The sequence below is a fragment of the Sulfurimonas sp. genome (assembly GCF_018698455.1).
GTDB lineage: Bacteria > Campylobacterota > Campylobacteria > Campylobacterales > Sulfurimonadaceae > Sulfurimonas.
Genome location: NZ_JABIOQ010000014.1, coordinates 48,662 through 73,671 on the forward strand (window position 1 = coordinate 48,662; position 25,010 = coordinate 73,671).

26 protein-coding genes, 4 tRNA genes and 1 pseudogene are annotated in these 25,010 nt (G+C 34.2%); 19 read left to right on the top strand and 12 right to left on the bottom strand.

The genetic code is table 11. From position 1 onward, the window contains the following. Positions 1-536: 536 nt before the first annotated feature. From HOG88_RS02065 to HOG88_RS02095, 7 genes are all read right to left on the bottom strand, one after another. Positions 537-1,055 (bottom strand): hypothetical protein, encoded by a 519-nt coding sequence (locus HOG88_RS02065; protein ID WP_295002628.1) that lies wholly within the window; start codon positions 1,053-1,055, stop codon positions 537-539. Between the two features lie 7 nt (positions 1,056-1,062). After that, positions 1,063-1,212, bottom strand: a complete 150-nt coding sequence (locus HOG88_RS02070) for a hypothetical protein (RefSeq protein WP_295002629.1) — start codon at positions 1,210-1,212, stop codon at positions 1,063-1,065. A gap of 665 nt (positions 1,213-1,877) precedes the next feature. Next, complete coding sequence (locus HOG88_RS02075; protein ID WP_295002631.1) at positions 1,878-2,945, bottom strand: tyrosine-type recombinase/integrase; 1,068 nt, start codon at positions 2,943-2,945, stop codon at positions 1,878-1,880. A gap of 207 nt (positions 2,946-3,152) precedes the next feature. Further along, positions 3,153-3,241 (bottom strand) — tRNA-Ser (locus HOG88_RS02080). A 36-nt stretch (positions 3,242-3,277) separates the two neighbouring features. Then, a tRNA-Cys gene (locus HOG88_RS02085) sits at positions 3,278-3,351 on the bottom strand. Between the two features lie 18 nt (positions 3,352-3,369). Further along, a tRNA-Leu gene (locus HOG88_RS02090) sits at positions 3,370-3,456 on the bottom strand. 41 nt (positions 3,457-3,497) lie between these two features. Beyond that, a tRNA-Gly gene (locus HOG88_RS02095) sits at positions 3,498-3,572 on the bottom strand. Positions 3,573-3,722: 150 nt separating this feature from the next. On the opposite strand from HOG88_RS02095, the gene ilvD reads away from it, so the two are divergent. The 3 genes from ilvD to infC are packed head-to-tail and all read left to right on the top strand — an operon-like array spanning position 3,723 to position 7,748. Continuing rightward, on the top strand, positions 3,723-5,411 hold the full coding sequence (gene ilvD, locus HOG88_RS02100) for a dihydroxy-acid dehydratase (RefSeq protein ID WP_295002633.1): 1,689 nt from the start codon (positions 3,723-3,725) through the stop codon (positions 5,409-5,411). A 46-nt stretch (positions 5,412-5,457) separates the two neighbouring features. Further along, on the top strand, positions 5,458-7,233 hold the full coding sequence (gene thrS, locus HOG88_RS02105) for a threonine--tRNA ligase (RefSeq protein WP_295002682.1): 1,776 nt from the start codon (positions 5,458-5,460) through the stop codon (positions 7,231-7,233). Next, a complete protein-coding gene (gene infC / locus HOG88_RS02110) occupies positions 7,230-7,748 on the top strand; it encodes a translation initiation factor IF-3 (RefSeq protein WP_295002635.1) in 519 nt (172 codons plus the stop codon). The genes thrS and infC overlap by 4 nt, the downstream gene beginning before the upstream one ends. Before the next feature lie 123 nt (positions 7,749-7,871). On the opposite strand, the gene HOG88_RS02115 is transcribed toward infC, so the two are convergent. From HOG88_RS02115 to HOG88_RS02130, 4 genes and pseudogenes are all read right to left on the bottom strand, one after another. Then, on the bottom strand, positions 7,872-8,162 hold the full coding sequence (locus HOG88_RS02115) for a hypothetical protein (protein ID WP_295002637.1): 291 nt from the start codon (positions 8,160-8,162) through the stop codon (positions 7,872-7,874). Further along, on the bottom strand, positions 8,155-8,439 hold the full coding sequence (locus tag HOG88_RS02120; RefSeq protein WP_295002639.1) for a DUF4258 domain-containing protein: 285 nt from the start codon (positions 8,437-8,439) through the stop codon (positions 8,155-8,157). Before HOG88_RS02120 ends, HOG88_RS02115 begins: the two co-directional genes overlap by 8 nt. 125 nt (positions 8,440-8,564) lie before the next feature. Further along, a pseudogene (locus tag HOG88_RS02125) lies at positions 8,565-8,723 on the bottom strand (integrase core domain-containing protein); the annotation flags it as partial. 89 nt (positions 8,724-8,812) lie between these two features. Beyond that, entirely contained in the window at positions 8,813-9,268 is a 456-nt protein-coding gene (locus tag HOG88_RS02130) for an RDD family protein (RefSeq protein ID WP_295002641.1), read from the bottom strand. Positions 9,269-9,350: 82 nt separating this feature from the next. Between HOG88_RS02130 and moaA the strand changes: the two genes are divergently transcribed. Genes moaA through HOG88_RS02150 form a run of 4 tightly spaced genes read left to right on the top strand, consistent with a single transcriptional unit; the run spans position 9,351 to position 13,395 of the window. Further along, a complete protein-coding gene (gene moaA, locus HOG88_RS02135) occupies positions 9,351-10,316 on the top strand; it encodes a GTP 3',8-cyclase MoaA (RefSeq protein WP_295002642.1) in 966 nt (321 codons plus the stop codon). Positions 10,317-10,319: 3 nt separating this feature from the next. Then, a complete protein-coding gene (locus tag HOG88_RS02140) occupies positions 10,320-11,078 on the top strand; it encodes a 7-carboxy-7-deazaguanine synthase QueE (protein WP_295002643.1) in 759 nt (252 codons plus the stop codon). Beyond that, complete coding sequence (locus tag HOG88_RS02145) at positions 11,079-11,660, top strand: 6-pyruvoyl tetrahydropterin synthase family protein (protein ID WP_295002645.1); 582 nt, start codon at positions 11,079-11,081, stop codon at positions 11,658-11,660. Positions 11,661-11,664: 4 nt separating this feature from the next. Continuing rightward, complete coding sequence (locus HOG88_RS02150; RefSeq protein ID WP_295002647.1) at positions 11,665-13,395, top strand: hypothetical protein; 1,731 nt, start codon at positions 11,665-11,667, stop codon at positions 13,393-13,395. Here HOG88_RS02150 and HOG88_RS02155 read toward each other — a convergent pair. Then, entirely contained in the window at positions 13,381-14,598 is a 1,218-nt protein-coding gene (locus tag HOG88_RS02155) for a molybdopterin molybdotransferase MoeA (RefSeq protein ID WP_295002649.1), read from the bottom strand. The genes HOG88_RS02150 and HOG88_RS02155 overlap by 15 nt on opposite strands. 47 nt (positions 14,599-14,645) lie before the next feature. Between HOG88_RS02155 and HOG88_RS02160 the strand changes: the two genes are divergently transcribed. From HOG88_RS02160 to HOG88_RS02215, 12 genes are all read left to right on the top strand, one after another. Beyond that, entirely contained in the window at positions 14,646-15,059 is a 414-nt protein-coding gene (locus HOG88_RS02160) for a hypothetical protein (RefSeq protein WP_295002651.1), read from the top strand. Further along, positions 15,047-15,727 carry a 16S rRNA (uracil(1498)-N(3))-methyltransferase gene (locus HOG88_RS02165; RefSeq protein ID WP_295002653.1) on the top strand — a complete coding sequence of 227 codons (681 nt, stop codon included), beginning with the start codon at positions 15,047-15,049 and terminating at the stop codon, positions 15,725-15,727. Before HOG88_RS02160 ends, HOG88_RS02165 begins: the two co-directional genes overlap by 13 nt. A 139-nt stretch (positions 15,728-15,866) precedes the next feature. Continuing rightward, positions 15,867-16,067: a 50S ribosomal protein L31 gene (rpmE, locus tag HOG88_RS02170; RefSeq protein ID WP_295002654.1), complete on the top strand. Its 201-nt coding sequence runs from the start codon at positions 15,867-15,869 to the stop codon at positions 16,065-16,067. A 12-nt stretch (positions 16,068-16,079) separates the two neighbouring features. Continuing rightward, positions 16,080-16,895, top strand: coding sequence for a 16S rRNA (cytidine(1402)-2'-O)-methyltransferase (gene rsmI / locus HOG88_RS02175; protein WP_295002655.1), 816 nt, complete (start codon positions 16,080-16,082; stop codon positions 16,893-16,895). Positions 16,896-16,957: 62 nt separating this feature from the next. Next, a complete protein-coding gene (rlmB, locus tag HOG88_RS02180; protein WP_295002656.1) occupies positions 16,958-17,635 on the top strand; it encodes a 23S rRNA (guanosine(2251)-2'-O)-methyltransferase RlmB in 678 nt (225 codons plus the stop codon). Continuing rightward, entirely contained in the window at positions 17,635-18,441 is an 807-nt protein-coding gene (locus HOG88_RS02185; RefSeq protein ID WP_295002658.1) for a hypothetical protein, read from the top strand. Before rlmB ends, HOG88_RS02185 begins: the two co-directional genes overlap by 1 nt. After that, positions 18,435-19,274: a hypothetical protein gene (locus HOG88_RS02190; RefSeq protein ID WP_295002660.1), complete on the top strand. Its 840-nt coding sequence runs from the start codon at positions 18,435-18,437 to the stop codon at positions 19,272-19,274. Before HOG88_RS02185 ends, HOG88_RS02190 begins: the two co-directional genes overlap by 7 nt. Positions 19,275-19,345: 71 nt before the next feature. After that, entirely contained in the window at positions 19,346-20,584 is a 1,239-nt protein-coding gene (locus HOG88_RS02195; protein WP_295002684.1) for an LL-diaminopimelate aminotransferase, read from the top strand. Further along, the gene (locus HOG88_RS02200; protein WP_295002662.1) at positions 20,577-21,839 is read left to right on the top strand and encodes a homoserine dehydrogenase; all 1,263 of its coding nucleotides are present in this window, start codon (positions 20,577-20,579) and stop codon (positions 21,837-21,839) included. Before HOG88_RS02195 ends, HOG88_RS02200 begins: the two co-directional genes overlap by 8 nt. A 6-nt stretch (positions 21,840-21,845) precedes the next feature. Continuing rightward, positions 21,846-22,577 carry an SDR family NAD(P)-dependent oxidoreductase gene (locus HOG88_RS02205; RefSeq protein ID WP_295002664.1) on the top strand — a complete coding sequence of 244 codons (732 nt, stop codon included), beginning with the start codon at positions 21,846-21,848 and terminating at the stop codon, positions 22,575-22,577. A gap of 26 nt (positions 22,578-22,603) precedes the next feature. After that, positions 22,604-24,679, top strand: a complete 2,076-nt coding sequence (locus tag HOG88_RS02210; RefSeq protein WP_295002686.1) for a molybdopterin-dependent oxidoreductase — start codon at positions 22,604-22,606, stop codon at positions 24,677-24,679. Next, positions 24,680-25,009 (top strand): YraN family protein, encoded by a 330-nt coding sequence (locus tag HOG88_RS02215; protein WP_295002666.1) that lies wholly within the window; start codon positions 24,680-24,682, stop codon positions 25,007-25,009. The last annotated feature ends 1 nt before the right edge of the window (position 25,010 follow it).

Here is a 25,010-nt window from a genome sequence, read left to right on the forward strand (position 1 = left end):
AGCGTACACTTGGCCACCCAGAAGCGTCAACACTTGGCCAGTAGATTACTAAAAAATATTCTTATGTATTCTAAACCTAATAGAGTAATAGTGGTTCTTATTAACTGATAAATTAACACTCATTAGAGACATTCCTAGTATGTTTCTAGATGTTTTGTTGTTCCCTCGCAGTAGCTGTGAAGTACTCTCAGAAGCTCTCAAATGCTCTGTAATGACTGTATTTAAGGGGTTTCATAGGGTTGTTATTAAGGGGTTATTGGTTTAAGTTTAGATTAAGGTGGTGGACCCTCAGAGATTCGAATAGTGTCCGTATGGTTTTCTTAAAATCTATTCAAACTACCTACAATAGAGGTTTAGTCCGTAGTAAAGGGACTTAAAAAAATAATATTCGTTCAATTTATGCCCCTTGGTCTGCATAATGAATACATATTCAAGAACTAATACAGAGCTAAAACCGTACAAATAGCGTACAAAGTCTAAACTTAAGCTTCTCTACAAATTTCAGCAGTTCATTTCCGATGTATACAGGAAAAAACTTATAATTTCATATACATCCACTCATGCTTATTGGTCGCATAAGAAAAATCCATAGACTTATAAAAATCAACTAAGACTCTGTTTTCTTTGCCACCATCTGGGTATAAAATTAGATAGCTGACTCCAACATGTTCTCTGACTTCATAAAACTTTGAGATTGCATATTCTATCATCAGTTGAGATATTTTAGAATCATCAAGATGTTCATATACTTTTGACCTGTAGTTGTTGTGAACTAAAAGTAAATCTATTAATACAGCAGGCTTCTTTGTTTCATCAATAATAACTTCAGATGCTGAAAGTGCAAGATAGCCAAGGATTCCTTTTAGTTGAGAACTTGTATCTCGTAAAGAGTATAATTTTGTACTATTGTTTTGAGCAAATGATATTGCTTTAGTTAAGAGAGCTTTCTCTCGTTCTGCTTTAGTTATGTCATCATTAAATTCAATGGCATTTAGAAGTGATCTTTTTTCTGATTTTACATTACTAGAAGTATATGATTTAAATCTATAGGACATTAAGTAGTTAAGCAGCTTCGGTTATGAATTTTTTTGCTTTTACTCTTTCTACAAGTTTTTCAGGAACTTTTGCATTAAGCATTTTTTTAGCATCTTCACCTGTAATATGTGGCATTGATACTTGAACTACTTTACCGTTTTCATATTTGAAAGCCATTGCAAATCCTTTATAATTTTCTTGTATTGATATTTTACCATAACTTAGCTTTTATTCTCAGAGCATAGTAAAAGTATGAAATGGAGCTTATGGTTTGTATTGTGATATGTAAGTTAGACAAGTTAGTCAAAGTTAGTTTACTAAGTTAGACATTAAAATAGACTCTTAAAGAGCCTATCTATCGGGTGTTTAGTTGTGAAAAATCTAAGTTAGACAAATGAGACATAAATATTATTTATTTAAAATTATTGCAGATTCAAAATCAAATATTTTGTCATCTATGAATAAATTATACTGACTTAACCTTTGACTTAGTATCTCTCTAAATTTCTTAGTATCATCAAAAATATCAAATGAGATTCTATGTTTACTTTTAAAATCAATAGTGAACTCTACTCTGGTTAAATCTCCACCTAATTTTTCTTTATTTGATTTATCATAGATATTTACTCTGTTATCTGGACGATTAGGCTTAAGGCTTTTAAGAAAATTACCTTTATACTTTTTAGTATGTTTTTGATTGAACTCTTGAATGTATTGATATCTGATTTTAATGTTATTAGTGTTAACTATAATGTCATAGGCATAATCTAGCCATCGCCTATTAACCGCATTTAAACTTGGAATATTATAATCTTTCTTTAAATTTTTAAACCATTCAATTTCTAGAAAACTTGGATTGTTCTTCTCAAATCAAATTGACTATAATTTTTTCTGAATGAGTGAAATGATTTTGACTTGTCAGTAATAATTTTATTCAAGTATCTGTTCAGCTTTTTAGAATTTGCAGAAGAATTTCCTTCAAAAAATAAGAACTCAAATCTTGACTTTATTCTCTTTTCTAAAATTTTCTGAATCTTATTATGGATGGGAATTGCCCTTATAGCATTTTTTGTTTTCCCATCAAACACTTCTATAAAATTTATATCTGTATTGATATTAACTTTCTTTAAATTACTGATTTCTGAAATTCTCAATCCAGTAAAAAGTGCAACCAAACAAAATTCTTTCAAGTCTTGACTTATATCAGAATTGAAAATTAAATTTAAATCCTCTGGCTGATACTCTTCCTTCACAATAGTATCATCTTCCCATAATGTTTTTAACTTCTTCATATCTGTTGTGTATTTACTATCATTATATTCAAGCCACTCAAAAAATTGTTTGTGAAAATTTATATGCTTATTAATTGTAGTAGGCTTAATAGTTTGATAGTCAGACTTAGGAAGATTATTCATAATCCAACTAATATCTTTTCCTCTCCATTTCTTTGCACGTAAGTAATCAAAAGGCATTACTTTCATTTTTTTCTGAACATCTTTATAGAATTCCAAAGTTGGTACAGTATCTTTAACACAAAATAAATTTAAATATTTAAAACCACTCTTCATATTCTTGATTGTGTTGTCTACCATATGTCTTTGGTCTTGTATCTCAGCCAAAAATTCTTCTAGCTTAACATCTATATTTTCCCATATATCATTCCACATATCATTCTTTGAATTTATGTTGATTGAAACATTTTCTATTGGAGTAGACATTAATTCTGCTTTTTTAACTTCTGCACCTTGCATTGTTTCCCCATCTTGATTGGGATAAACTTCATAATTCTTTGCAATTAATGTCAATTTATCATTAATATCTGAACTAAATGTGCTTGTATCTTGAATTAACCAACCAGATTGATGCTTTTTGTGCATTAAAAACTCCATAATTGTGTCTCTTTCAAGCATAGCGTAGTCTAAATTAGAACTTCTTAAACTCTTTTTGACTATTTTTTTGCCAAATCTTTTACAAAAATAATAATAATTATTAATTAAAATTAAATATTTTGTAGTATTTGTATAATAATTTATGTTTCTTGATTGTTTCCAGGTTGTTTCTTTGTTGTTTTTTTGATTTTTGTTAAAGTAGCTATTATAGGGGTTTATTGAAGTAAGTGGTGGACCCTCAGAGATTCGAACTCTGGGAGGTGTAACCCTCGCCGGTTTTCAAGACCGGTGCATTCGACCAACTCTGCCAAAGATCCACGTGTTTGTAACGATATGTTTTAGAACTATAAAACTGGAGGTGCCACCCAGATTTGAACTGGGGATAGCAGCTTTGCAGGCTGCGGCCTTACCACTTGGCGATGGCACCAGTTATCTTTCATGTCAATGGTGCCCGGAGCCGGACTTGAACCGGCACAGTATTGCTACCGGGGGATTTTAAGTCCCCTGCGTCTACCAATTTCGCCATCCGGGCATAGTGAATGAAATCACAGTTTATAATAATAAATTAAAAAATGGAGCGGGAGACGAGGTTCGAACTCGCGACCCCAACCTTGGCAAGGTTATGCTCTACCGCTGAGCTACTCCCGCATCCATACTCTTACACGATAAATCGGTAAGTGAGGTGGAATTATAGCCGATACTTTTTTGTTTGTAAAGTCTTTTTAGTTTAAATTATGAAAATAGTGCTATAATCACCTTTATAAACTAAATACATATGAGATGGATAAAGGATTATTTATGAGAAGTGATATTATTAAAAAAGGTTTTGACAAAGCCCCTCACCGTTCTTTGCTACGTGCAACAGGTCTTAAAGATGAAGATTTTGACAAGCCATTTATAGGTGTTGCCAACAGCTATATTGACATTATTCCTGGTCACTTTTTTCTTCATGAATATGGAGAGATTGTAAAAGAGGCTATCAGAGAAGCTGGTGGTGTGCCATTTGTTTTTAACACTATTGGTGTTGACGATGGTATAGCTATGGGTCATGAAGGTATGCTTTACTCTCTTCCTTCACGTGAAATTATTGCAGACTCTATTGAGACTGTTATGAACGCACACCAACTAGATGCGATGATTTGTATTCCTAACTGTGATAAGATTGTTCCAGGTATGATTATGGGTTCACTACGTGTTAATGTTCCTACTATATTTGTTTCAGGTGGTCCTATGGCTGCTGGACATAAGAAAGATGGAACTCCTATTGACCTTGCGACTGCGTTTGAGGCTGTTGGAAAACATGCTGAAGGTAAGATGACAGATGAAGAACTTTATGAGATAGAGTGTGAAGCTTGTCCATCAGGTGGTTCATGTTCAGGTATGTTTACTGCAAACTCTATGAACACTCTATGTGAAGCTATGGGTATCGCACTTCCTGGTAATGGAACTATTTTAGCGATGACTCCCGAGCGTATAGAACTAGTTAAAAAAGCAGCTCGTCGTATAGTTGAACTAGCTAAGATGGAAAACAATGAAAAGTTTAGAATGAAAAACATTTTAAATGAAAAAGCAATTCATAATGCATTTGTTGTAGACATGGCAATGGGTGGAAGTTCAAACACAGTACTTCATCTTTTAGCGATAGCAAGAGAATCAGATATAGAATACAAGATAGAAAACATTAACAAGATTGCACATAAAGTAGCTCACATCGCTAAAATATCTCCATCAAAAAGTGATGTTCACATGGATGATGTTAATCGTGCAGGTGGTGTAAACGCAGTAATGTGTGAAGTTTCTAAACGAAGCGGCAGTTTAAACCTTGATTCTCTTATGATTACAGGTGAGACTTTAGCAGAGCGTATTGAAGGCTGTGAGATTTTAGATGAAGATATTATTCATACAAATGAAAATGCTTATTCTCAAGTTGGTGGTTTATCTATTCTTTTTGGAAATCTTGCAACTGAGGGTGCTGTTGTTAAAACTGCAGGTATCGCAGGAAATATGAGACAGTTCAAAGGAAAAGCGGTTTGTTTTAACTCTCAACCTGCAGCAATAGCTGGAATTATGGGACATCAAGTAAAGTCTGGCGATGTTGTTGTTATTCGTTATGAGGGTCCAAAAGGTGGTCCAGGTATGCAAGAGATGCTCGCTCCTACTTCACTTATCATGGGTATGGGCCTTGGCGAGTCAGTTGCTCTTATAACTGATGGTCGTTTCTCTGGAGCTACTCGTGGTGCATCTATAGGTCACGTTTCTCCAGAAGCTGCTGAGGGTGGTATGATAGCTCTTATTGAAGATGGTGATGAGATAGAGTTAGATACAGATGCTCACTTACTACAACTTAATGTAAGCGAAGAGATTATTGCAGAGCGTCGTGCTAAATGGACTCCGCATATCAATCATGTAACATCAAAATGGCTTAAGCGTTATGCACTTTTAGTTTCAAACGCATCAAATGGTGCTATTTTAAAAACAGAATTATAAAAGGAAATTTTTAGTGAATGCAATCGCAATAAAACATAATGATCAAATTATTGACTTACAAACTGCTGAACAATTAGGTTTTGAAGGTGAGCAAATTCACCTTGATAATTCTGAAGATTCATTAGAAGTTTTACGTCACTCAACAGCACACTTAATGGCACAGGCTATAAAGTCACTTTATCCAGATGCTAAATTCTATGTCGGACCAACTGTAAAAGAGGGTTTTTACTATGACTTTAAAACGCAAACTGAGATAGGTGAGGGTGACCTTAAAAAGATTGAAAAGCAAATGCTTTCTTTTGCAAAGAAAAAATACCCAATAGAAAAATACGAAATTTCAATGGACGAAGCAAAAGTAAAGTTCGCAGATGACCATTTAAAACTTGCTGTTATGGAGAGAATTCCAGATGAGACTGTTTCTATCTACAAGCAAGGTGAGTTCGAAGATTTATGTCGTGGACCTCATTTACCTTCTATTGGTCTTATCCGTTACTTTAAACTTACAAAGGTTTCAGGTGCGTATCTTGGTGGAGATTCTAAAAATGAGATGCTTACTCGTATTTACGGTATTGCATTTGCAGACAAAGAATCATTAAAAGCACATATGGAAATGTTAGCAGAAGCTGCTAAACGCGACCACCGTAAACTTGGAAATGAAATGAAACTTTTCACTTTCCGTGAAGAAGTTGGAGCAGGTTTTCCTATCTGGCTTCCAGCTGGTGGACGTCTTCGTGCACGTTTAGAATCACTTCTCTTTAAAGCACACCGTAAACGCGGATATGAGCCAGTTCGTGGTCCTGAAATGTTAAAAAGTGACCTTTGGAAAACATCAGGGCACTATCAAAACTATGGTGAAAATATGTATTTTACTAGTATTGATGATGTAGAATTTGGTGTTAAACCAATGAACTGTGTTGGACATATTAAAGTATATGAAGATGAACTTCACTCTTACCGTGATTTACCAATAAAATATTTTGAATATGGTGTAGTCCATCGTCATGAGTTTACTGGTGCCCTGCATGGTCTATTTAGAGTACGTGAATTTACTCAAGATGATGCACATATCTTTTGTACTGTAGATCAGATAGAAGAACAAATTATTGAAGTAGTTGATTTTGTCGACAAAATTATGTCTACATTTGAATTTGATTATAAAATGATGGTTTCTACTCGTCCAGAAAAAGCTGTTGGTGATGATAAAGTATGGGAACTCTCAACTCAAGCACTTAAAAATGCAATGGATAAAAACTCACTGCCATATGAAATAGATGAAGGTGGCGGAGCTTTTTATGGTCCTAAAATCGACATTAAAATTACGGATGCTATTGGTCGTGAATGGCAATGTGGAACAATTCAGTTAGATTTTAATCTTCCTGAACGTTTTGAGCTAGAGTATAATGGAGATGATAACGAAAAGATACAACCTGTTATGATTCACCGTGCTATTCTTGGCTCATTTGAGCGTTTTATTGGAATTTTAACTGAGCATTATGCTGGTGAATTTCCTATGTTTATCGCTCCAACACAGGTTGCAATTGTACCTGTCGCAGATGTGCATAAAGATTATGCTAAGCAATTATCAGATAAACTTATTGACATTAACACCGATAGTGAGATATATGCTAGGAATGATTCGTTAAATAAACGAATTCGTGTGGCTGAAAAAACTCGTGTTCCAATGATTGTTGTTATTGGTGATGAAGAGATAAAGAATAAAACTGTAGCTATTCGTGATAGAAGAACAAGAGAACAATATAACCTAAGTGAAGAAGAATTTCTTACACTTATACAAACTAAAGTAAATGAGGTAAATTTTTGAGCCAAAAGAAAAACCGTGTAATAATGAATGACGATATCCGTGCAACTGAATTAAGATGTAGTATAGATGGGGGAGATTCTTTAGGAATTATCTCAATTGATGATGCTATGGAAAAAGCGAATGAACTAGGTCAAGATTTAGTTCTTATTGCTCCTGATGCAAAGCCACCTGTTGCTAAGATTATGGATTACGGCAAATACAGATACCAAGAAGAGAAAAAACTTAAAGAACAACGTAAAAATCAAGTAAAGATTGTTGTTAAAGAAATTAAGCTTTCTGTGAAAATTGCTGAGAATGATGTTGCATATAAAGTTAAGCACGCAAGAGAGTTTTTAGAAAAAGGTTTTCATGTTAAGTTTAGAGTTTTCTTGAGAGGTCGTGAAATGGCTAATCCTCAAGCGGGTAGAGAAGTTCTTTTAAGTGTTTGGCCAATGGTTGAAGACATAGGTGTTATGGAAAAGCCACCTAAGTTTGAAGGTCGTTACTATAACATGTACGTAACACCACAAAAATAAAATAAGTCACAATAGCAATGCATCTACTGCGTTGCTTCATTCGTCATGTACTACCGCACACTTCCTCAATCAGCCCTTGTAACTACATCACTCTTGTGATTATTTCCACTTTATTAATATTTTCTATAGAGCAATTTTAATTTTATCAGTAGCATAGTTATGAACTAGAAGCTGTATTAGGTTTTGATAACCTATTCCTAGTTCTTTGGACTTGGCTTTTATGATAGCTAGGTCACTTACTGCAAATCTAATAGTAGTTTGTTTTTTTTCTTGAAGAGCTTTTGTATATTTAGCATAGTTTTTATACTCATTTATTTCATCTGTATTGATTGTATCATTTGTCCACTCATCGGATTCTAATGATTTTAAGAGTTCTAGCTCTTCATTATCAAGATATTTTGTATCACTATTCATGTCTATCTCCTTTGTGCTCTTTATTTAGTTTTCTACTAGGAATGATGGTCTTTAGAAAAATCTCTGTGTCATTTTCTACAAAAGCAACAAAGCAGATGTAGTCATCAAGTTCTAAAATAAATATCTTTTGATTTGGATATTTATTACTATTTGGATGAGATTTTCTTCCAATTATCTCTCCTTTTAGGAGTTTTTCCAAAACCATCTCAAAACTAATTCCTCTTTGAATTTGCAGAAGTTGATTTTTCTCTTCATTCCAATTTATCTGCTTATTCAAAATTCACCTTTTCTAGTAATTTATAGTCTATTATGTCATAATTGTAGATGTTTAGTCAATACATTAATTATATATTACATCCCCATATGTCAAGACCACTTAAACCAAGATTCTTATTTCACTTATTATGCTACTTCTAGTAACTCTTGATTTTGTAACTTTAAACTAGTGATGAAGCTATCGTAAATCTCATTAGGAGTTTTATTTCCAAGAGCAGAGTGTAATCGTCTCGAATTGTATTTAACTATATAGTTATCTATAGAGTATCTCAATTCGCTCATACTTTTGTAATCTGGAGTGGTAACTTAAATGCATACTAATTTTTCGAAGAAACATATCATTGATAAGGGAATGTTACTCATAACAACGAAACTTATTCTAAAATCTCTACACTAGAACACAACACGTCATGCAATGCTTTTTTATCTTTTCTATAAAAAGGTAAGAGTAGACCAACGACTATAGTTGCAGAAAACAAAAACGCGATGAATCGTAGCACTGCTTTTATAAATGAAATATTTTTAAATGTTCTATTATCAACTACTTTAATTCCATAAGCTTTTTTTCCTGGTGTTTGTCCACTTATAGTAAGTAGTATAGAATAAATAAGCCCATAAATACTTACACCAACTAAAGGTGCTAGTTGAGAAGCTTGGAAATCTTCTTTTCCATCCAAGACTAAATAGGTAATGATGTAAAGAATAGGTGCATAAATCATAAACATATCTGTAATGAAAGCTTTTATTTTTAGAGGGTAAGAAGCATAGAGTACTTTTGGAATTTTTTTTTGTACTTTTGCTGTTTGTTTTTTTAGTTGACGAAATCTCATGTGAGAGTATAACAAAAAAAGGTAAAGAAATTTTCAACTCTTATGGCTATAATAGCAAAATAAATGAGTGATAGGGATAGTAATGTTAATAGATAGCTATGATAGAGTGGTTGACTACCTAAGAGTTTCAGTCACAGAACGCTGTAATTTTAGATGTCAATACTGTATGCCAGAAAAGCCTTTTTCATGGGTTCCAAAAGAAAATCTTTTAAGTTTTGAAGAGCTTTTTGAGTTTATGAAAGTTGCTATTGATGAGGGAATCAAAAAAATCCGTATCACTGGTGGAGAACCTCTTCTTCGTGAAGACTTAGATAAATTCATAAAAATGATATACGATTACGAACCTACTATCGATCTTGCTATGACTACAAATGCTTTTTTACTTAAAGGAACTGCTCAAAGACTTAAAGATGCAGGGCTCAAACGCATCAATGTAAGTATAGACACTTTAATCCCAAGTGTTGCCAAAGATATAGCTGGAAAAGATGTTCTTAAAAATGTTTTAGAAGGTGTGGAAGAAGCTCTTAAGGTTGGGCTTAAAGTAAAAGTAAATATGGTTCCTATGAAAACAGTCAATGCAAATGAAATCATAGAGGTTTTAGAGTACTGTAAGAGTAAAAATATGACTATAAGATTTATAGAGTATATGGAAAATAAATTTGCAAAAGAAGGTATCGCTGGTCTGAAATCTCCTGAACTTTTAGATATTTTAAAAGAAAAGTATGAGTTTACTGATGAAGGATTTGATGGAACTTCCCCTTCTCATTATTATAAAATGAGTGATGGTTATAAATTTGGGATCATTGAACCTTATGCGGATGACTTTTGTAAAAAATGTAACCGTATTCGTTTAACTGCCGAGGGTAACTTAATTCCTTGTCTTTACTTTGATGAGGCCATGAGCATCTCCGAGTCTATCAAACGCGGTGACATTAAAGGTGCAGCTCTTGTTTTAAAAGAAGTTGTTCGCACAAAACCCGAGAAAAATCGTTGGGGTGGTGAAGATGATGAAGTTTCTTCTCGTGCATTTTATGAGACTGGTGGCTGATCGTTGATTTACCTAGTAGAACACTTTTACTCTATTCAAGGTGAGGGAAAGTATGTCGGTACCCCTTCACTTTTCTTTCGTTTTGGCGGATGCAATATGAAGTGCGAAGGTTTCGGCTGCATTGAAAAAACAGATGATGGGACAGAAGTCTTAGGCTGCGATACTGTTTATGCCGTAAGTAAAGAACACTTCTCAAAAAACTGGGCAAGTATAGAAAATGCTCAAGAGCTTTTAAACGTACTCAATCTTTATGAATTGCCAGAAGCCGTAGACATAGTTTTAACTGGTGGAGAACCTCTTATATATGCTAATGATCCAATTTTTATAAAATTTTTAGAAGTTCTAGTTGAAAATGGCCATAATATAACCTTTGAAACAAACGGCTCTCTAAATGTTGATTTTGATGAATACCCAGTTTATAGGGAGTGTTTCTTTGCTCTTTCTGTAAAACTCAGTAACTCTCATGAACCTCTTAGTAAAAGAGTCCGTGGAGACACTATTTACAACATCGCTTCAAATGCCAAAGATGCTTTTTTCAAGTTCTCAATTGATGCTGAATCCATTAACCTAGGACTAGAAGAAGAGTTGTCAGAAATACTACAGCACTCTCCTAAAACCAAGGTATATTGTATGCCTCTTGGTGGGAATAAAGAAGAAGTGGAGCTAAATACCGAACCTCTTATAGAATTTTGTAAAGTAAAAGGTTATAATTTTAGTGATAGACTTCATATCAGAATCTGGGATATCAATAAGGGTGTATAGATGATAATTCGTAAACTTTTTAAATTTGAAAACGCACATGTAGTTCGTGGTTGCTCAACCGTAAAATGTAGAAGCTCTCTTCATGGTCACTCTTATAGAATTGAACTTCTTTTTGAATCGAACTTTCTAGATAATGGTCAAATGGTTTATGACTTTGGTCTTATGAAACAGAATATGAAAGATTTGATTGAAAGTTTTGATCATGCTGTGAGTTTATGGAGCGAAGATGATACTTCATACCTTGAAGATATGAAAAAGCATTCAGCAAGATGGTTGCAACTACCTGTTTCTCCATCAGCAGAACAAATCTCTCGTGTTTTATATGTCATCATAGATAAACTTTTACAACTTACCTCAACAGTAAATGGTGAAAAAGAAGTAAAACTCAACTCTGTCATAGTTCATGAAACACAAACTGGTTATGCACAATGTTTTAAAGAAGACGCTTACTCTACTCAAATGGGAGTTATAAACCTTGAAGATATCGTTTTCTCAAAAGCTGTTCTTGACGACTTTAAAGATAATCAACTTTTCGAAAAAATGAAAAGAAATGAAAAGTTTATAAACCCTCTAAGTGTTTAACTAGATGAATAGTCTAAGAACGCTTCTTTTAAAATACCCCCAAACATCTTTAATATTTATCATTTCTCTTGTTTACCTTTACTTTATGCAAGAGATGTATTTACCAACAACTGGTGATCAAAAAACATATATGGCTCAAGCTTTAGAGATGCATCGTGATGGGCATTGGTTTATGCAAACTCTTTTTAATGAGAGTGATTACTACAAAGGACCTCTACACTTTATCTTTTTAAGAATTGGTTTTTTTATTTTTGGAACTAACAGTATGTTTGCCATAGTTTATATGAACTTTCTAGGGCTCATTCTTCTTAGTATTTTACTCTATAGATTTCTTCTCTCATCTTTATCTGACAAAGGCTGGGCATTTTTCTATTCCATTAGTGTAGTACTTAGTGTTGGTGTTTACTCACACTCTTTTGCCTCTCAAATGGAAACAGAACTCGTCGTGTGTTATGGGGTTGTTCTTTACCTCTTAAACAAGTTAGATAGTGATGAAAGTTTTATTACTGAACTTCTTTTATGGGGAGTTATAGGTCTTACTGGCTGGTTAAAATCACCAGCTTATAGTGTCTTTCTTGCGTTTAGTGTCTTTTTATACTGGATCATGACAAGTCAATTCAAAAGTAAAATCACAAATCTAAAAAGTTGGACAGCCCTTCTTTTTGGTATTGGTATTGGTGTTCTTGGTTATGCGCCTATACTCATCTATGACGGAGATGCTTTTATAGAGACTTATATCCTAAGAGAGTCTTTGAGTAAGGGTGCAAATGGTGTACCATGGACTACAGCTTTTTTTCCAATCTTTACCTATTTTTTAGCTCCTTGGATGTTTGTTGCCATCTTTGCATATTTACTATCTTTTTATAAAGCTCTCTTGAGTAAAGTAAAAGTTTTAAATGATGAAGAGAGACGACTTATAAAACTGGGACTCTCAATTTCTCTTCCTACTTTAGCCTTTTTCACAATACATCCTTACCGTGGAGATATCTATGCACTTCCAATAGTAAATGCAACAATGCTGATGGCTTATGTATTTTTCAGAGCTTATATTAAAGAGTATGAGAAAACTTTTATCTGGATGATGCGTCTCTCTAGTATAGTTTTATCTATACTTCCTCTACTAGTAATCGCTTTATATATTCACCTTTCACCTATGCCTGAGTGGTGGTCACCTCTTCTTTTCCCTATCGCTATTTTTACACTTATATTTACCCTTTGGTTTGTATTTGTAGAGAGTAAAAATGTCTTAAAAAAATCACCTATTCTGCTTGGTGTCGCGTTTGTACCATTACTACTCACATTAGGACTGATGTTTGAGTCTTTTGGAAAAGGGGAAGTTGTTGGTCTAAAAGAGTATGTGCAGAAAAATGCCATTAAACAACCATTAGGAGATTACAATCTCTACCAAAACTTTTGGAATGAGTATGGAGCTTTAAACTTCTGGACGGGAGAGAAAGTCATTGGCATTCATACGAAAGAGTCGCTTGTCACATTTTTAAATGATGGTGGTTCCCTTATAGTAGAAGGTCAAGGAAGACTCAAGGAATTCCAGAAGAACACTCTAGACACATACAAGATGGATGATTTTGAAGTTTATATCTGGAAACGCTGGTTAACACATGGAAAAGGTCCAAATGGAGAGAGTATGTTCTTAAAGTACTGGAACTCTAAAAACATAGAAGACATACAAAGAGATTTTTATATCCTTAGACTAAAAGAATTAAAAACTCACTAGATTTTTTGGTTCTTTTGCAGTAAAGTTAAACTTCGTGCTTATAACTTTCACATAACTATCTTCAGCGAGAAAATCACACTCCGCATCTATCATGATGTAAGCGTTACCATGTGCGAGAGGAGATACCATACCCGGTGCAAACTGCTCGCATACTGTAAAATACTCTCCATCAAAAAAACCAGGGACTAAACTTCTTCGTCCAGCTCTTAGTTTATAATCATCGCTCATTTTAGCGACTATGGGGTTTATAAATTTTTCTTTTGCACCAGAGAGTGCATAGATGATAGAAGAAGCAAAAAGCTCGAAGTTTAATGCTGCGGCTAAAGGGTTACCAGGTAAGTTAAGCACTACGGTTTCGCCTATTTTTCCAAAAGTTGTTGGTTTTCCGGGTTTAATCTCGACCTTGTCAAAAAGTATTTTGTATCCAAATGCACCAAATGCTTCTTTAGTAAAATCAGCATCACCCACACTCACTCCACCACTAGTAATGATAAAGTCACAATCAAGAGCGGACTCTATGTGAGCATGGATATCGTCAAGAGTGTCTTGCGCAGTTCCTATAAACTCCACTGCACAGCCAAGTTCTTGAGCACGAGATAAAAGCGTCGGAGTATTAGTGTTGTAAAGTTGGTAGTCGGTAACATCTTCAAAGTGCATCTTCAGTTCATTTCCAGATGCAAAAAGCGCCACACGAGGTTTTTTATAAACCTTTATATGACTTATCCCTTGTGATGCTAAAAGAGTTATTTGATGAGCATCTAGTTTTTCGCCTCTCTCAAGAAGTAACACTTCTTTTTTAATGTCTTCACCAGCAAAACGAATGTGCTTTGACATGATAAGATTATCAGGGAGTTGTATACCGTCTTGCTCACATGTGATGTCTTCTATGGGGACAACGGCTTGTGTTCCTAGTGGAATTTTCGCACCTGTCATTATTTTGATGGCTTCACCATGGAAAAGTTCACCTCTAAAGTCATCACCCGCAAAAATCGTCTCTTTTACAGATACTACTTTTGCCGAGTCTTCTATCTTCACAGCATATCCATCCATTGCAGAATTATCAAATGCTGGTAGGTTATGTGAAGCTACTATACCCTCAGCCAAAATATACCCAAGAGCATTTTCTATAGGTATAATTTTCAGGGATTTTGGCTTTGTATTTGTATAAATAAGCTCTAATGCTTTCTCAATTGTAACTGCCATTTTTATGTACCCTTTGTTTAGTTGACATATTATATTATAATTTCGTTATGAATGAAATGTACACTATGGGTTTATCCCTTCACTCTCTTACTAGCGTTGCTATTTTAGCAGTTGTATTTTTAAATCTTTTTCTTCTTATTAGTACACAAGAGTTATCAGACTATAAAAGATTAATGAGTATTTTTTTAGTTCCTCTTACTTTGACTACCTATGGAGCTGTTGTTTTTACGGGTATTATTATGATGGCCTCTAGGCATTTAGACTTTAGCATTGAAAATATTATAATGATTGTAATAGCTCTCATTTATCTATACATAGAGGTTAAACGCATCAAGTCCTTAAAACATATGAATGAAACTAAAGATGGAGTATTTGATGCTTATAGACCTTTCGCTCGTCGTCTTCTACAAATAGAATTCTTATTGCTTTTACTTATTTCATTATGGATGTGGCTTGTTTGATCTACATACTTCACGATAATGCAGGAGAAGAGACTATTCACATAAAAGGGGAACTTCACAAGTACCTTATCAAAGTTCGTCGACACCAAGAAGGAGATGAGCTTCTCTTTAGAACAAAACAGAAGATACAAACTCTTTATCATTATAAAATAGACTCAGTAGATGGAAGAACACTTACTCTTTCTTTAGTTTCATCTAAGATAAAAGAAGTAAAGAGTCATAAAGAACTTCATTTAGCTTGGTGTGTCATAGATGTAAAATCTATAGAAAAAGTTCTTCCATCTCTATGCGAGATAGGTGTCAGTAAAATCACTTTTATTCTATGTGAACGCTCTCAAAAGAACTTTAAACTAGACTTTAAACGTTTTGAGAGAATAGCAGAAGCTTCTATGCAACAGAGCGGAAGAACATCTATAATGGAGTTTGACACTTACAAAAATATAAGTACATTTATCCAAGAATTTCCAGATACAAAAGTGTTTGATTTTACAGAAAATATTTTAAGTGGAGAGAGTGACTTTAAAAGAGTTCTTATAGGTTGTGAAGGTGGTTTTTCTAAAAATGAGAAAGAGCTCTTAAAAACTCAAGAAGTCTTTAGACTTGACTCTCCGATGGTTCTTCGTTCGGAGTCCGCAGTGATGGCAGTAGCTTCAAAAATACTGCTCTAAGCTCCTCTTTAGTTCTTTAAGAAATATTTAGATATAATTTCAGTCAATACCCTCAAGGGGTACCTCGAAAATCTGCCCCCATACGGATTTAAAAAATATATAGTTTCACGCACCTAGACGTGAAACAAAAGGCAAAAAAATGAAGAAAAATTTACACCCAGAATTCGTAACTTGTGCTGTTACATGTGCTTGTGGAAACACTTTTGAGAACAAAGCGGCTCAAGATACACTTAAAATTGACATTTGTAGTGAGTGTCACCCATTCTTTACAGGTTCTGAAAGAATGGTAGATACTGCTGGACGCATTGAGAAGTTTAACGCTCGTTACGCTAAAAAATAGTCAAGATTTTTCTTGCTTAGTCTAGTTCCTACTCCCATAGGTAACATAGGCGATATCTCACTTAGAAGTATTACACTTCTAAGTGAAGCTGATATACTCCTCTGCGAAGACACTCGCGTTACTAAAAAACTTATCCATATACTTAAAGAGCGTTACAACACTATCTTTAAAGAAGATCAAGAATTCATTTCTCTACACTCACACAATGAAAAAGATTTTATTGAAAAATTATCACCAGATTTTTTTGAATTAAATGTTGTTTATGCAAGTGATGCAGGTATGCCTGGAGTAAGTGATCCGGGTCAAGCTCTAGTAGCCTACTGTTTAAAAAATAATGTGGAGTTTGACATACTCCCTGGAGCAAATGCAGTACTAACAGCATTTGTAGCCAGTGGGTTCGAAGAGACGCAAATGCTCTTTCTTGGCTTTTTAGACCATAAAGGAAGTTCACGCAGTGCAGGACTTCTTCGTGCTCTTCATAATGGTTTTACTACTGTTTTATATGAATCTCCCCACCGTTTAGAAAAACTTCTTTTAGAGATACAAACAGAAGAACCAACTCGTGAAATATTTTTAGCGAAAGAGCTTACTAAAAAGTATCAGAAGTATCTAAAAGGTACTGCGACGCAAGCACTAGCAAATCTAGATGGGAACTTTCGTGGTGAGTGGGTAGTAGTTATCTCAGCTGGAGAATCTCAAACTGAGTCTGCCATCAGTCAAAAAGATATATTAGCCCTTGATTTACCAAAGAAAGTACAAGCTAAACTCATCTGTAAAATCACCGGCGAAAATACTAAAGTATGCTATAACAGACTCTTGGAACTATAAACATTTCATAAACTTTTAAACTTACTTGCCCATATAACACTTTTTTTAGATAAAATACTCTTATGTTAATTTATGCAAAACAACCAATAAACTATCTAATAAATAAATATCCAAATAAAATAAAGACACTTTATCTAGCCAAAGAGTTAGAAAAAAAAGAGTATTCACGTCTTATGAAAATGGGTTTTGAAGTTAAACGGGTTCCTAACGAAGCAGCACAAAAAATGTGTAAGAATGCGAATCACCAAGGGTATTTAGCAGAGGTAGATGACTACGAATTACAACCATATAACTTCTTTTTTGAGAAAAAATTTATCTTGGTTCTTTCAGGTGTAACTGATGTTGGAAATATCGGTGCAATTGTAAGAAGTGCTTATGCTCTTGGAGTTGATGCAATTGTAGCTTGTGGACTTAAACAACTTCCTCTTGAGACTATTTTACGTACAAGTACTGGTACTCTTTATGATATGCCTTTTGCAATACAAAATAATATTCACGATGTCTTGAATGATTTCAAAATGTCTGACTTTACTATATATGGTGCAGATATGAACGGTATGGATGTTCGCGAGACTCGTATAGATAGAAAAAAAGTCTTAGTTTTAGGTAGCGAAGGTGAAGGTCTTACTGCTCGTGTACTTTCTAAATTAGATTGTGCAGTCAGTATTCCTATGGCGAATGAATTTGATTCTTTGAATGTAAGTGTAGCTGCAGGTATTTTAATGGATAGGATGAGATAATGGAAACAGAGTTAGAGAAACTTGGTAAAGTAGGCATACAAAAAATATCTGAAGATACACACATACCAGTTCAGCATATAAGGGCCTTACTAAGTGGTACCTTTAACTCTTTCTCACGTGTCCAGTTTTTAGGATTTATCTCTATTCTTGAGAGAGAATACAGTGATAAGCTTATATCTATAAAAAGAAAAGGTCTTGAATATTTTGATGAGATAGATGTACAAACTATTAATGATGGACTTTTTGTTGCACCCAAGCATACAAAAAAGAAAAAATCTTCTTATCTCTTCATCATGCTCTTACTATTCACTCTTGGACTCTTTTATACTTTTGGCATGTTTGATGAAAAAACTCTTCCTCAACACAAAATTGACAGTACAAAAATAGAAGAAGTTCATAAAAATATAAAACTAGAAAAAAGCCTTATTCCAATTGAACTAAGCAGTACAAAGGATGGAAATCTTACTGTACAAGATGCAAATTCTTCTCTAAGTAAAGATGTTCTTAAAAGTTCTATTACAGTTGAAAAATCTTTTAAAATAGTCGCAAAATCAAAAGTATGGATAGGTTATATAAACCTAAAAACAGGCAAGCAGTACCACAAAACATTTACTAAAACATTAGAACTAGACCCCAAGAACGACTGGTTAATAATATTTGGACATCCACACATTGATATGTCAGTAAATGGAAATGTAATAGACTTTGGAGAAAGAAAAAATATACGTTTTTTATATGAAAATGGTTCTCTAATTACTATCAACGATTTAAAGTTCCAAGAGCTAAATAAAGGTAGTAAATGGTAAAACACTTACTACTTCTACTTCTTCTTTTCAATTCTGCATTAGCCCTTAAAATAGACTCTAAAAATGAAGAAGTTACCCTCAAGATCAAAAGTTTTTTAAATGAAAAAACATATGAAAATAATAAAGAATTTATAGATGTCATTTTTGAGCCTAAAACAGCTTTTTTCGTTAATGAGAGAGTAAATACGGTAAAGGTAATTGAAACACTCAAAGAAAATGGTCTACTTAAACTCTTTTTTAATACTCCTAGAGAGTTAAAGCTAAACTTTAAAACAAGTGGGGCACCTCTCTTTTTTGTAAAAATCATGGCAGATACCCTAAGAAGCATAGGTTACTATCGTTATGTTACAACAGCTTCAAACCTAGATGCTTCAGAATTCACTTGGAATATTAACCTTACTTCAGAGTATGCAACAGACCCACTTATACTTGATAAAGAACTCACTAAAAGAGGCTGTAAAATCATAGATATAACTATGAATTCTCTTTCTGAGTGGACATATGTCATAGATATTAGTCGTGGGTATCTCAATGTAGTAGAGCTAATCGCAAATCAAGATGTTAAACTAAAACGCTCAATATATGCACATTGGTTAGATATTTCAAAGATTAAAGAGCTTACTATTCGAAGTTCACGTAAAAATAGTTGGTATCCTTCTATAGCATATTATGATTCTTCCTTACACCTTTTAAAGGTCACAAAAAAGAACTATATATCTAGAAAAATCTACTTAGATATTCCCCAAAACAGTAAATATATAAAAATATCAGACCTCTACACTCTTAAAAATGTCAGAGATTCTCTTCATCTATTTCCAAGTTCTGCACGGTAGTTACTTTTAGCTATTATTTTATTCTAAATATTTTCTGATAAAATGTCATGAATAAACTTAGAGGGCTAAATATGTTTGATGAGATAAGATTTAACAGAGTCGAGAGACTTCCGAAGTATGTGTTTGCAGAAGTAAATGACATAAAAATGAAAGAGCGCCGTGCTGGGAAAGATGTTATAGATTTTTCTATGGGAAATCCTGATGGTGATACTCCTGAGCACATTCGTGAGAAACTTGTTGAATCAGCCCAAAAAACAAAGACTCATGGTTACTCTACTTCTAAAGGTATACCTAAACTTCTCAAAGCAATAGCAGACTGGTATGAAAGACGTTACGACTGTGTTTTAAATCCTGAGACAGAGTGTGTTGCTACTATGGGTTCAAAAGAGGGTTATGCTCACCTAACTTATGCTATCACAAACCCAGGTGATGTAGCAGTTGTTCCAGATCCTACTTACCCTATTCATGAATATTCATTTATTTTAGCTGGTGGAAATGTTGTCAAATTTGGAATAGAATTTGATGAGAAGTTTCGTATAAATGAAGATAAGTTTTTTGAAGATTTAGATAGGGTTTTTAAAGAATCTTCTCCCAAACCAAAGTATGTTCTAGTAAACTTTCCTCATAATCCTACAACGGCAACAGTAACTCAAGAGTTCTATGTACGCCTAGTTGCTATGGCTAAAGAAAAGAGATTTTATATTATCTCAGATATTGCTTATGGTGACATCACATTTGATGGATATGTAACACCATCAATTATGTCAGTTCCTGGTGCAAAAGATGTAGCGGTTGAATCGTTCACACTCTCAAAATCTTATAACATGGCAGGTTGGCGTGTAGGTTTCTTTGTAGGAAACCCTAAACTTATCGGTGCTCTTCAAAAGATCAAGTCATGGTTAGATTATGGAATGTTTACTCCTATTCAAGTAGCTGCCACTGTAGCTCTTAATGGCGATCAGCAATGTGTAAGAGACATTACAGACAAATATAACCATCGTCAGGAAGTTCTCATAGAAGCCTTTGATAGAGCCGGATGGCATATTGAGAAGAATCAAGCAAGTATGTTCTCATGGGCAAAAATGCCAGAATGTGTACAACACCTTGGTTCCTTAGAATTCTCTAAACGCCTTCTAACTGAAGCTGGAGTTGCAGTAGCACCTGGTATCGGTTTTGGTGCTTATGGAGAGGGTTATGTTCGTATTGCTCTCATAGAAAATGATAACCGCATTCGTCAAGCCGCAAAAAATATTAAAAACTTTTTAAAACAGTTTCAAGATGAAGAAAAACAGGAAGAAAATAATGATTAAAGTCGGAATAATTGGTGTTGGAACAGTAGGAACAAGCGTTGCAGAGATTTTAAGAGATAATGCAGATGTTATCACTGCTCGTGCTGGTGTAGATATAGTTGTTAAAAGTGGTGTTGTAAAAAATCTTAACAAAGACAGAGGTCTAGACATTAGCATATCTGATAATGTAGATGACATTCTAAACGATCCTGAAATTGACATTGTTGTAGAACTTATGGGTGGAATTGAAGAACCTTTTGAAGTTGTTAAACGTGCACTTAACTCTGGAAAAGCAGTTGTAACAGCAAATAAAGCACTTCTTGCTTATCACCGTTACGAACTTCAAGATATAGCAAAAGATATAGCATTCGAATATGAAGCAGCAGTTGCAGGTGGTATCCCAATTATTACTGCTCTTCGTGATGGACTCTCAGCAAACCATATAGAGTCAATGATGGGAATCATGAATGGTACTTGTAATTATATGATGACAGAGATGACAAACAATGGCGTTTCATATGATGCTATACTAAAAGAATCTCAAGACTTAGGTTATGCAGAAGCTGATCCTAGTTTTGATGTTGGTGGATTTGATGCAGCTCACAAACTTCTTATTTTAGCTTCTATTGCTTATGGAATTGATGCTAAACCTGAAGATATTCTCATCGAGGGAATTGACAATGTTAGAAGTGAAGATATCGCATTTGCTAAAGAGTTTGGTTATGCTATTAAACTTCTAGGTATCGCAAAGAAAGATGGAAATGAAGTAGAACTTCGTGTTCATGCTTGTCTTATTAAGCAAGAAGAAATGATTGCAAAGATTGACGGTGTTATGAATGCTATTTCTGTTGTTGGCGATAAAGTTGGTGAAACACTTTACTATGGTCCTGGAGCTGGTGGGGATGCTACTGCCTCTGCTGTTGTTGCGAACATCATTGACATTGCAAGAAGTGGAAAATCAACACCTATGCTTGGATTTAACAGACCTATGGAAGGGAGTAAACTTACTCTCAAGCCAACGGAAAATATAGAATCAAAATACTATTTACGTGTAAATGTAAGTGATAAGGCTGGTGTTTTAGCAAAACTTACTAAAATTTACGAAAGCCATAATATCTCCATAGAGACTATGCTTCAACGTCCAAGTGAAAACACAAGTGCAAATCTTCTTATCTCTACTCATACTGCTAAAGAGAGTAATGTTCAAGCTATGATAAACGAGCTTGAAGCAGAAAGTTTTGTAAACGCAAGACCTGTTATGATTAGGATTGTATAGATTTAAATGAAAATCTTAATCACTGGAGCGAGTTCAGGCCTTGGTGCCGAGCTTGCCCGTCAATATGCCTCTTCACAAAACGAACTTATTCTTCTTGCACGACGTGAAGACAAACTTTTTAAACTGCGCAGTGAACTTTTTGAGATAACAAAATCGATAGATATAATTGTAGCAGATGTAACAGACTTTACAACCTTACAAGAAAAAATAAAACCAATTAATAATCTTGACATTGTAATATTAAACGCAGGTATTTCACTAGGTCATTCAGATGAGATTCCTACAATTGCCGAATTTAAAAATCTATATGATGTAAATGTACTTTCTAACCATGCAATCTTAGAAATTTTACTTCCAAAATTCAAAGAACAACAGTCAGGAAAAATAGTATTTATTTCTTCTCTTGCTTCGCTTATATCTATGCCAAGTTCGAAGGTTTACTCTTCATCTAAACGTGCCTTAAATGCATATGCTGAGGGTATAAGATACAAATATAATAAATATGGTATTAAAGTTATAAATATACTACCTGGATTTGTAAAAAGTGAACTCACAGATAAAAACGATTTTAATATGCCTTTTATTTTAAGTACCCAAGATGGTGTCAAAAGAATAAAAAAAGCTATAGAGAAAAACAAGAGAATATATGTCTTTCCACTTAGATTTTATTTAATCATTCGTGCCCTTAATCTACTTCCAAAGTTTTTAAGAGAAAAGATTGTAAACTCCGTTAATTAAATTCTAGGGATTTTGAGATGGAAAATATGGATAATATTGTAACAATTGATAGTGTATGCGCATACTGTGGTGTAGGCTGTGATATCGCTGCTCATGTCGATACTAAAGAGAATAAAATTAAGAAAATATTTGCTCACCCTGATGGTGCTACATCTGAAGGAAACCTTTGTGTAAAAGGAAAATATGGATATGATTTTGTTGATTCAAATGCACGTATTACAAAACCTCGTATTCGTAAAACATTTTTAGAAAAAAACCCTCATATTAAAGAAGTAATAGCTGACAGTTTAACAGACTTAGATGATACATGGTATGAGTCTGATGTAGATAATGCTACAACTGCAGGAGCTATGAAGCTAAAAGATATTCAAGCAAAACATGGTAGAAAATCTGTTTGTTCACTTGGTGGAGCAAGAAGTTCTTGTGAGTCTGCTTACTACTTCCAAAAATTTACTCGTTATACACTAAACTCTCCACACGTTGACAACTGTGCTCGCGTTTGTCACTCTCCATCACTTAAAGGTATGAGGCTTACTATTGGTGAAGGTGCTGCTTCAAATCCATTTGATGACATCTATAAAACAGAGTTTATGATAGTAATGGGTTCAAACACAACAGAAGCACATCCAATCGTAGCAAATCGTATGATAAAGGCTGCTCAAGATGGTACTGGAATCGCTTGTTTTGATGTAAGAGAAATTAAACTACATAAATTTTCAAAGTATAAAGTAGTCGCTCCTCATGAGTCTAACTTACTTGTATTAAATATGATAGCTTATGTTATTATCACTGAAGAGTTGTATCACAAAGATTTTATTTCTAAAAGAACAAAAAACTTTGAGCATTTTAAAGAAAGTATTTTAGCTGACCCTTATGCAAATCCAGAGTTTTTTAGAGATGTTGAAGGTTTTGAGTATTTAGCAGATATGCTTCCTGAGATTGCTCGTGAGTATGCGACTAAAAAGTCTTTAATTCTTTGGGGACTAGGTATTACAGAACATGTCGATGGTTCGTATGCTGTAATGGCCATCGTTCACCTTGCACTTATGACGGGTAACATTGGTAAAGATGGAGCTGGTGTTATGCCTCTTCGCGGACAAACAAATGTACAAGGTGTATGTGACATGGGTATGCTTCCATACTATGCACCAGATTATCAAGCACCGAGAGAAGTTGGACTTATGACTCCACAGTTGGTTGATGGCATGATTGATGGTACTATAAAAGGTGTGCTTAACATCGGTGAAGATTTAACACATATCCATCCAAATCTTAACAAAATAAAAAAAGCGTTTGAAAACTTAGAGCTTATCTTTGTTCAAGAGCTTTTTATGACTGATATCGCTCGTCGCGCAGACATCGTCGTAGGTGTTAAATCTATATACGAAAAAACTGGTGTCTATATAAACGCGATGAGAAAAGTGCACCTCTCTACTCCTTTAGTAAAATCTGATTTACCTGATGACTGGGAAATTATTAAACTTCTTGATGAAAAGATGGGTGGTGGTTATGACTTTAACTCTTCAGAAGATATATGGGAAGATGTAAGAAAAACTGCTACAAATAGATTTACAGGTGCTTCATACAAGGTTCTTCGCGACAATGAAAAAGCAGGAATATCATGGCCTATCAAAGAAGACGGAACAGGTACTCCAGTACTTCATAGAGAAGATTTCAGAACACAAGATGGAATCGGTGCATTTAGATACCATGGTTACGAGCTTTCAGGCATGGTTGAAGAGATTTTAAACAAGAGACTCAAAGGTTACCACCTAACAACTGGTCGTGCAATGGCTCACTATAACAACTCTGCACAAACAAAGTACACAGAAAAGCTAGCTAAACGCTATACAGAAGACCTGCTGCTCGTTCATACTGACGATGCAGCAGATTTTACAACTGAAAAAGTTATACTTAAAACTGAGTTTGGTCAAACAAATCCGTTAAGAGTGAAGTTTACAGACAAGGTTCGTCCTAAAACTCTTTACACAACTTTCCACCATGAAGACTCAAAACTAAACAATGTTTTTGGTGATAAAAGTGATGTTCTTATCATGACTGCCGCGTTTAAATCTATTCAAGTTGAGATAATTAGCGCATAGATGAGTAGAGCTAAGGGGAATATAGGAGAAGATAAAGCTTCTGTGTTTCTTGAAGATAATGCTTACTTAATCATAGAGAAAAACTTCTACTCGCGTTTTGGCGAGATAGATATTATCGCGTCAAAAGACAATGTACTCCATTTTATCGAAGTTAAAAGTGGACTTGATTATGAATCTGCAGTACAAAACATAACTCCCTCAAAACTATCAAAATTCATTAAAACAGTCCATGTCTATATGAAAAAAAATGCTTTAGATGCTGACTTCATGATTGATGCGGTAATTGTCACTCCTCAGAAAATAGAGTTGATAGAAAACATTACCTTATAAT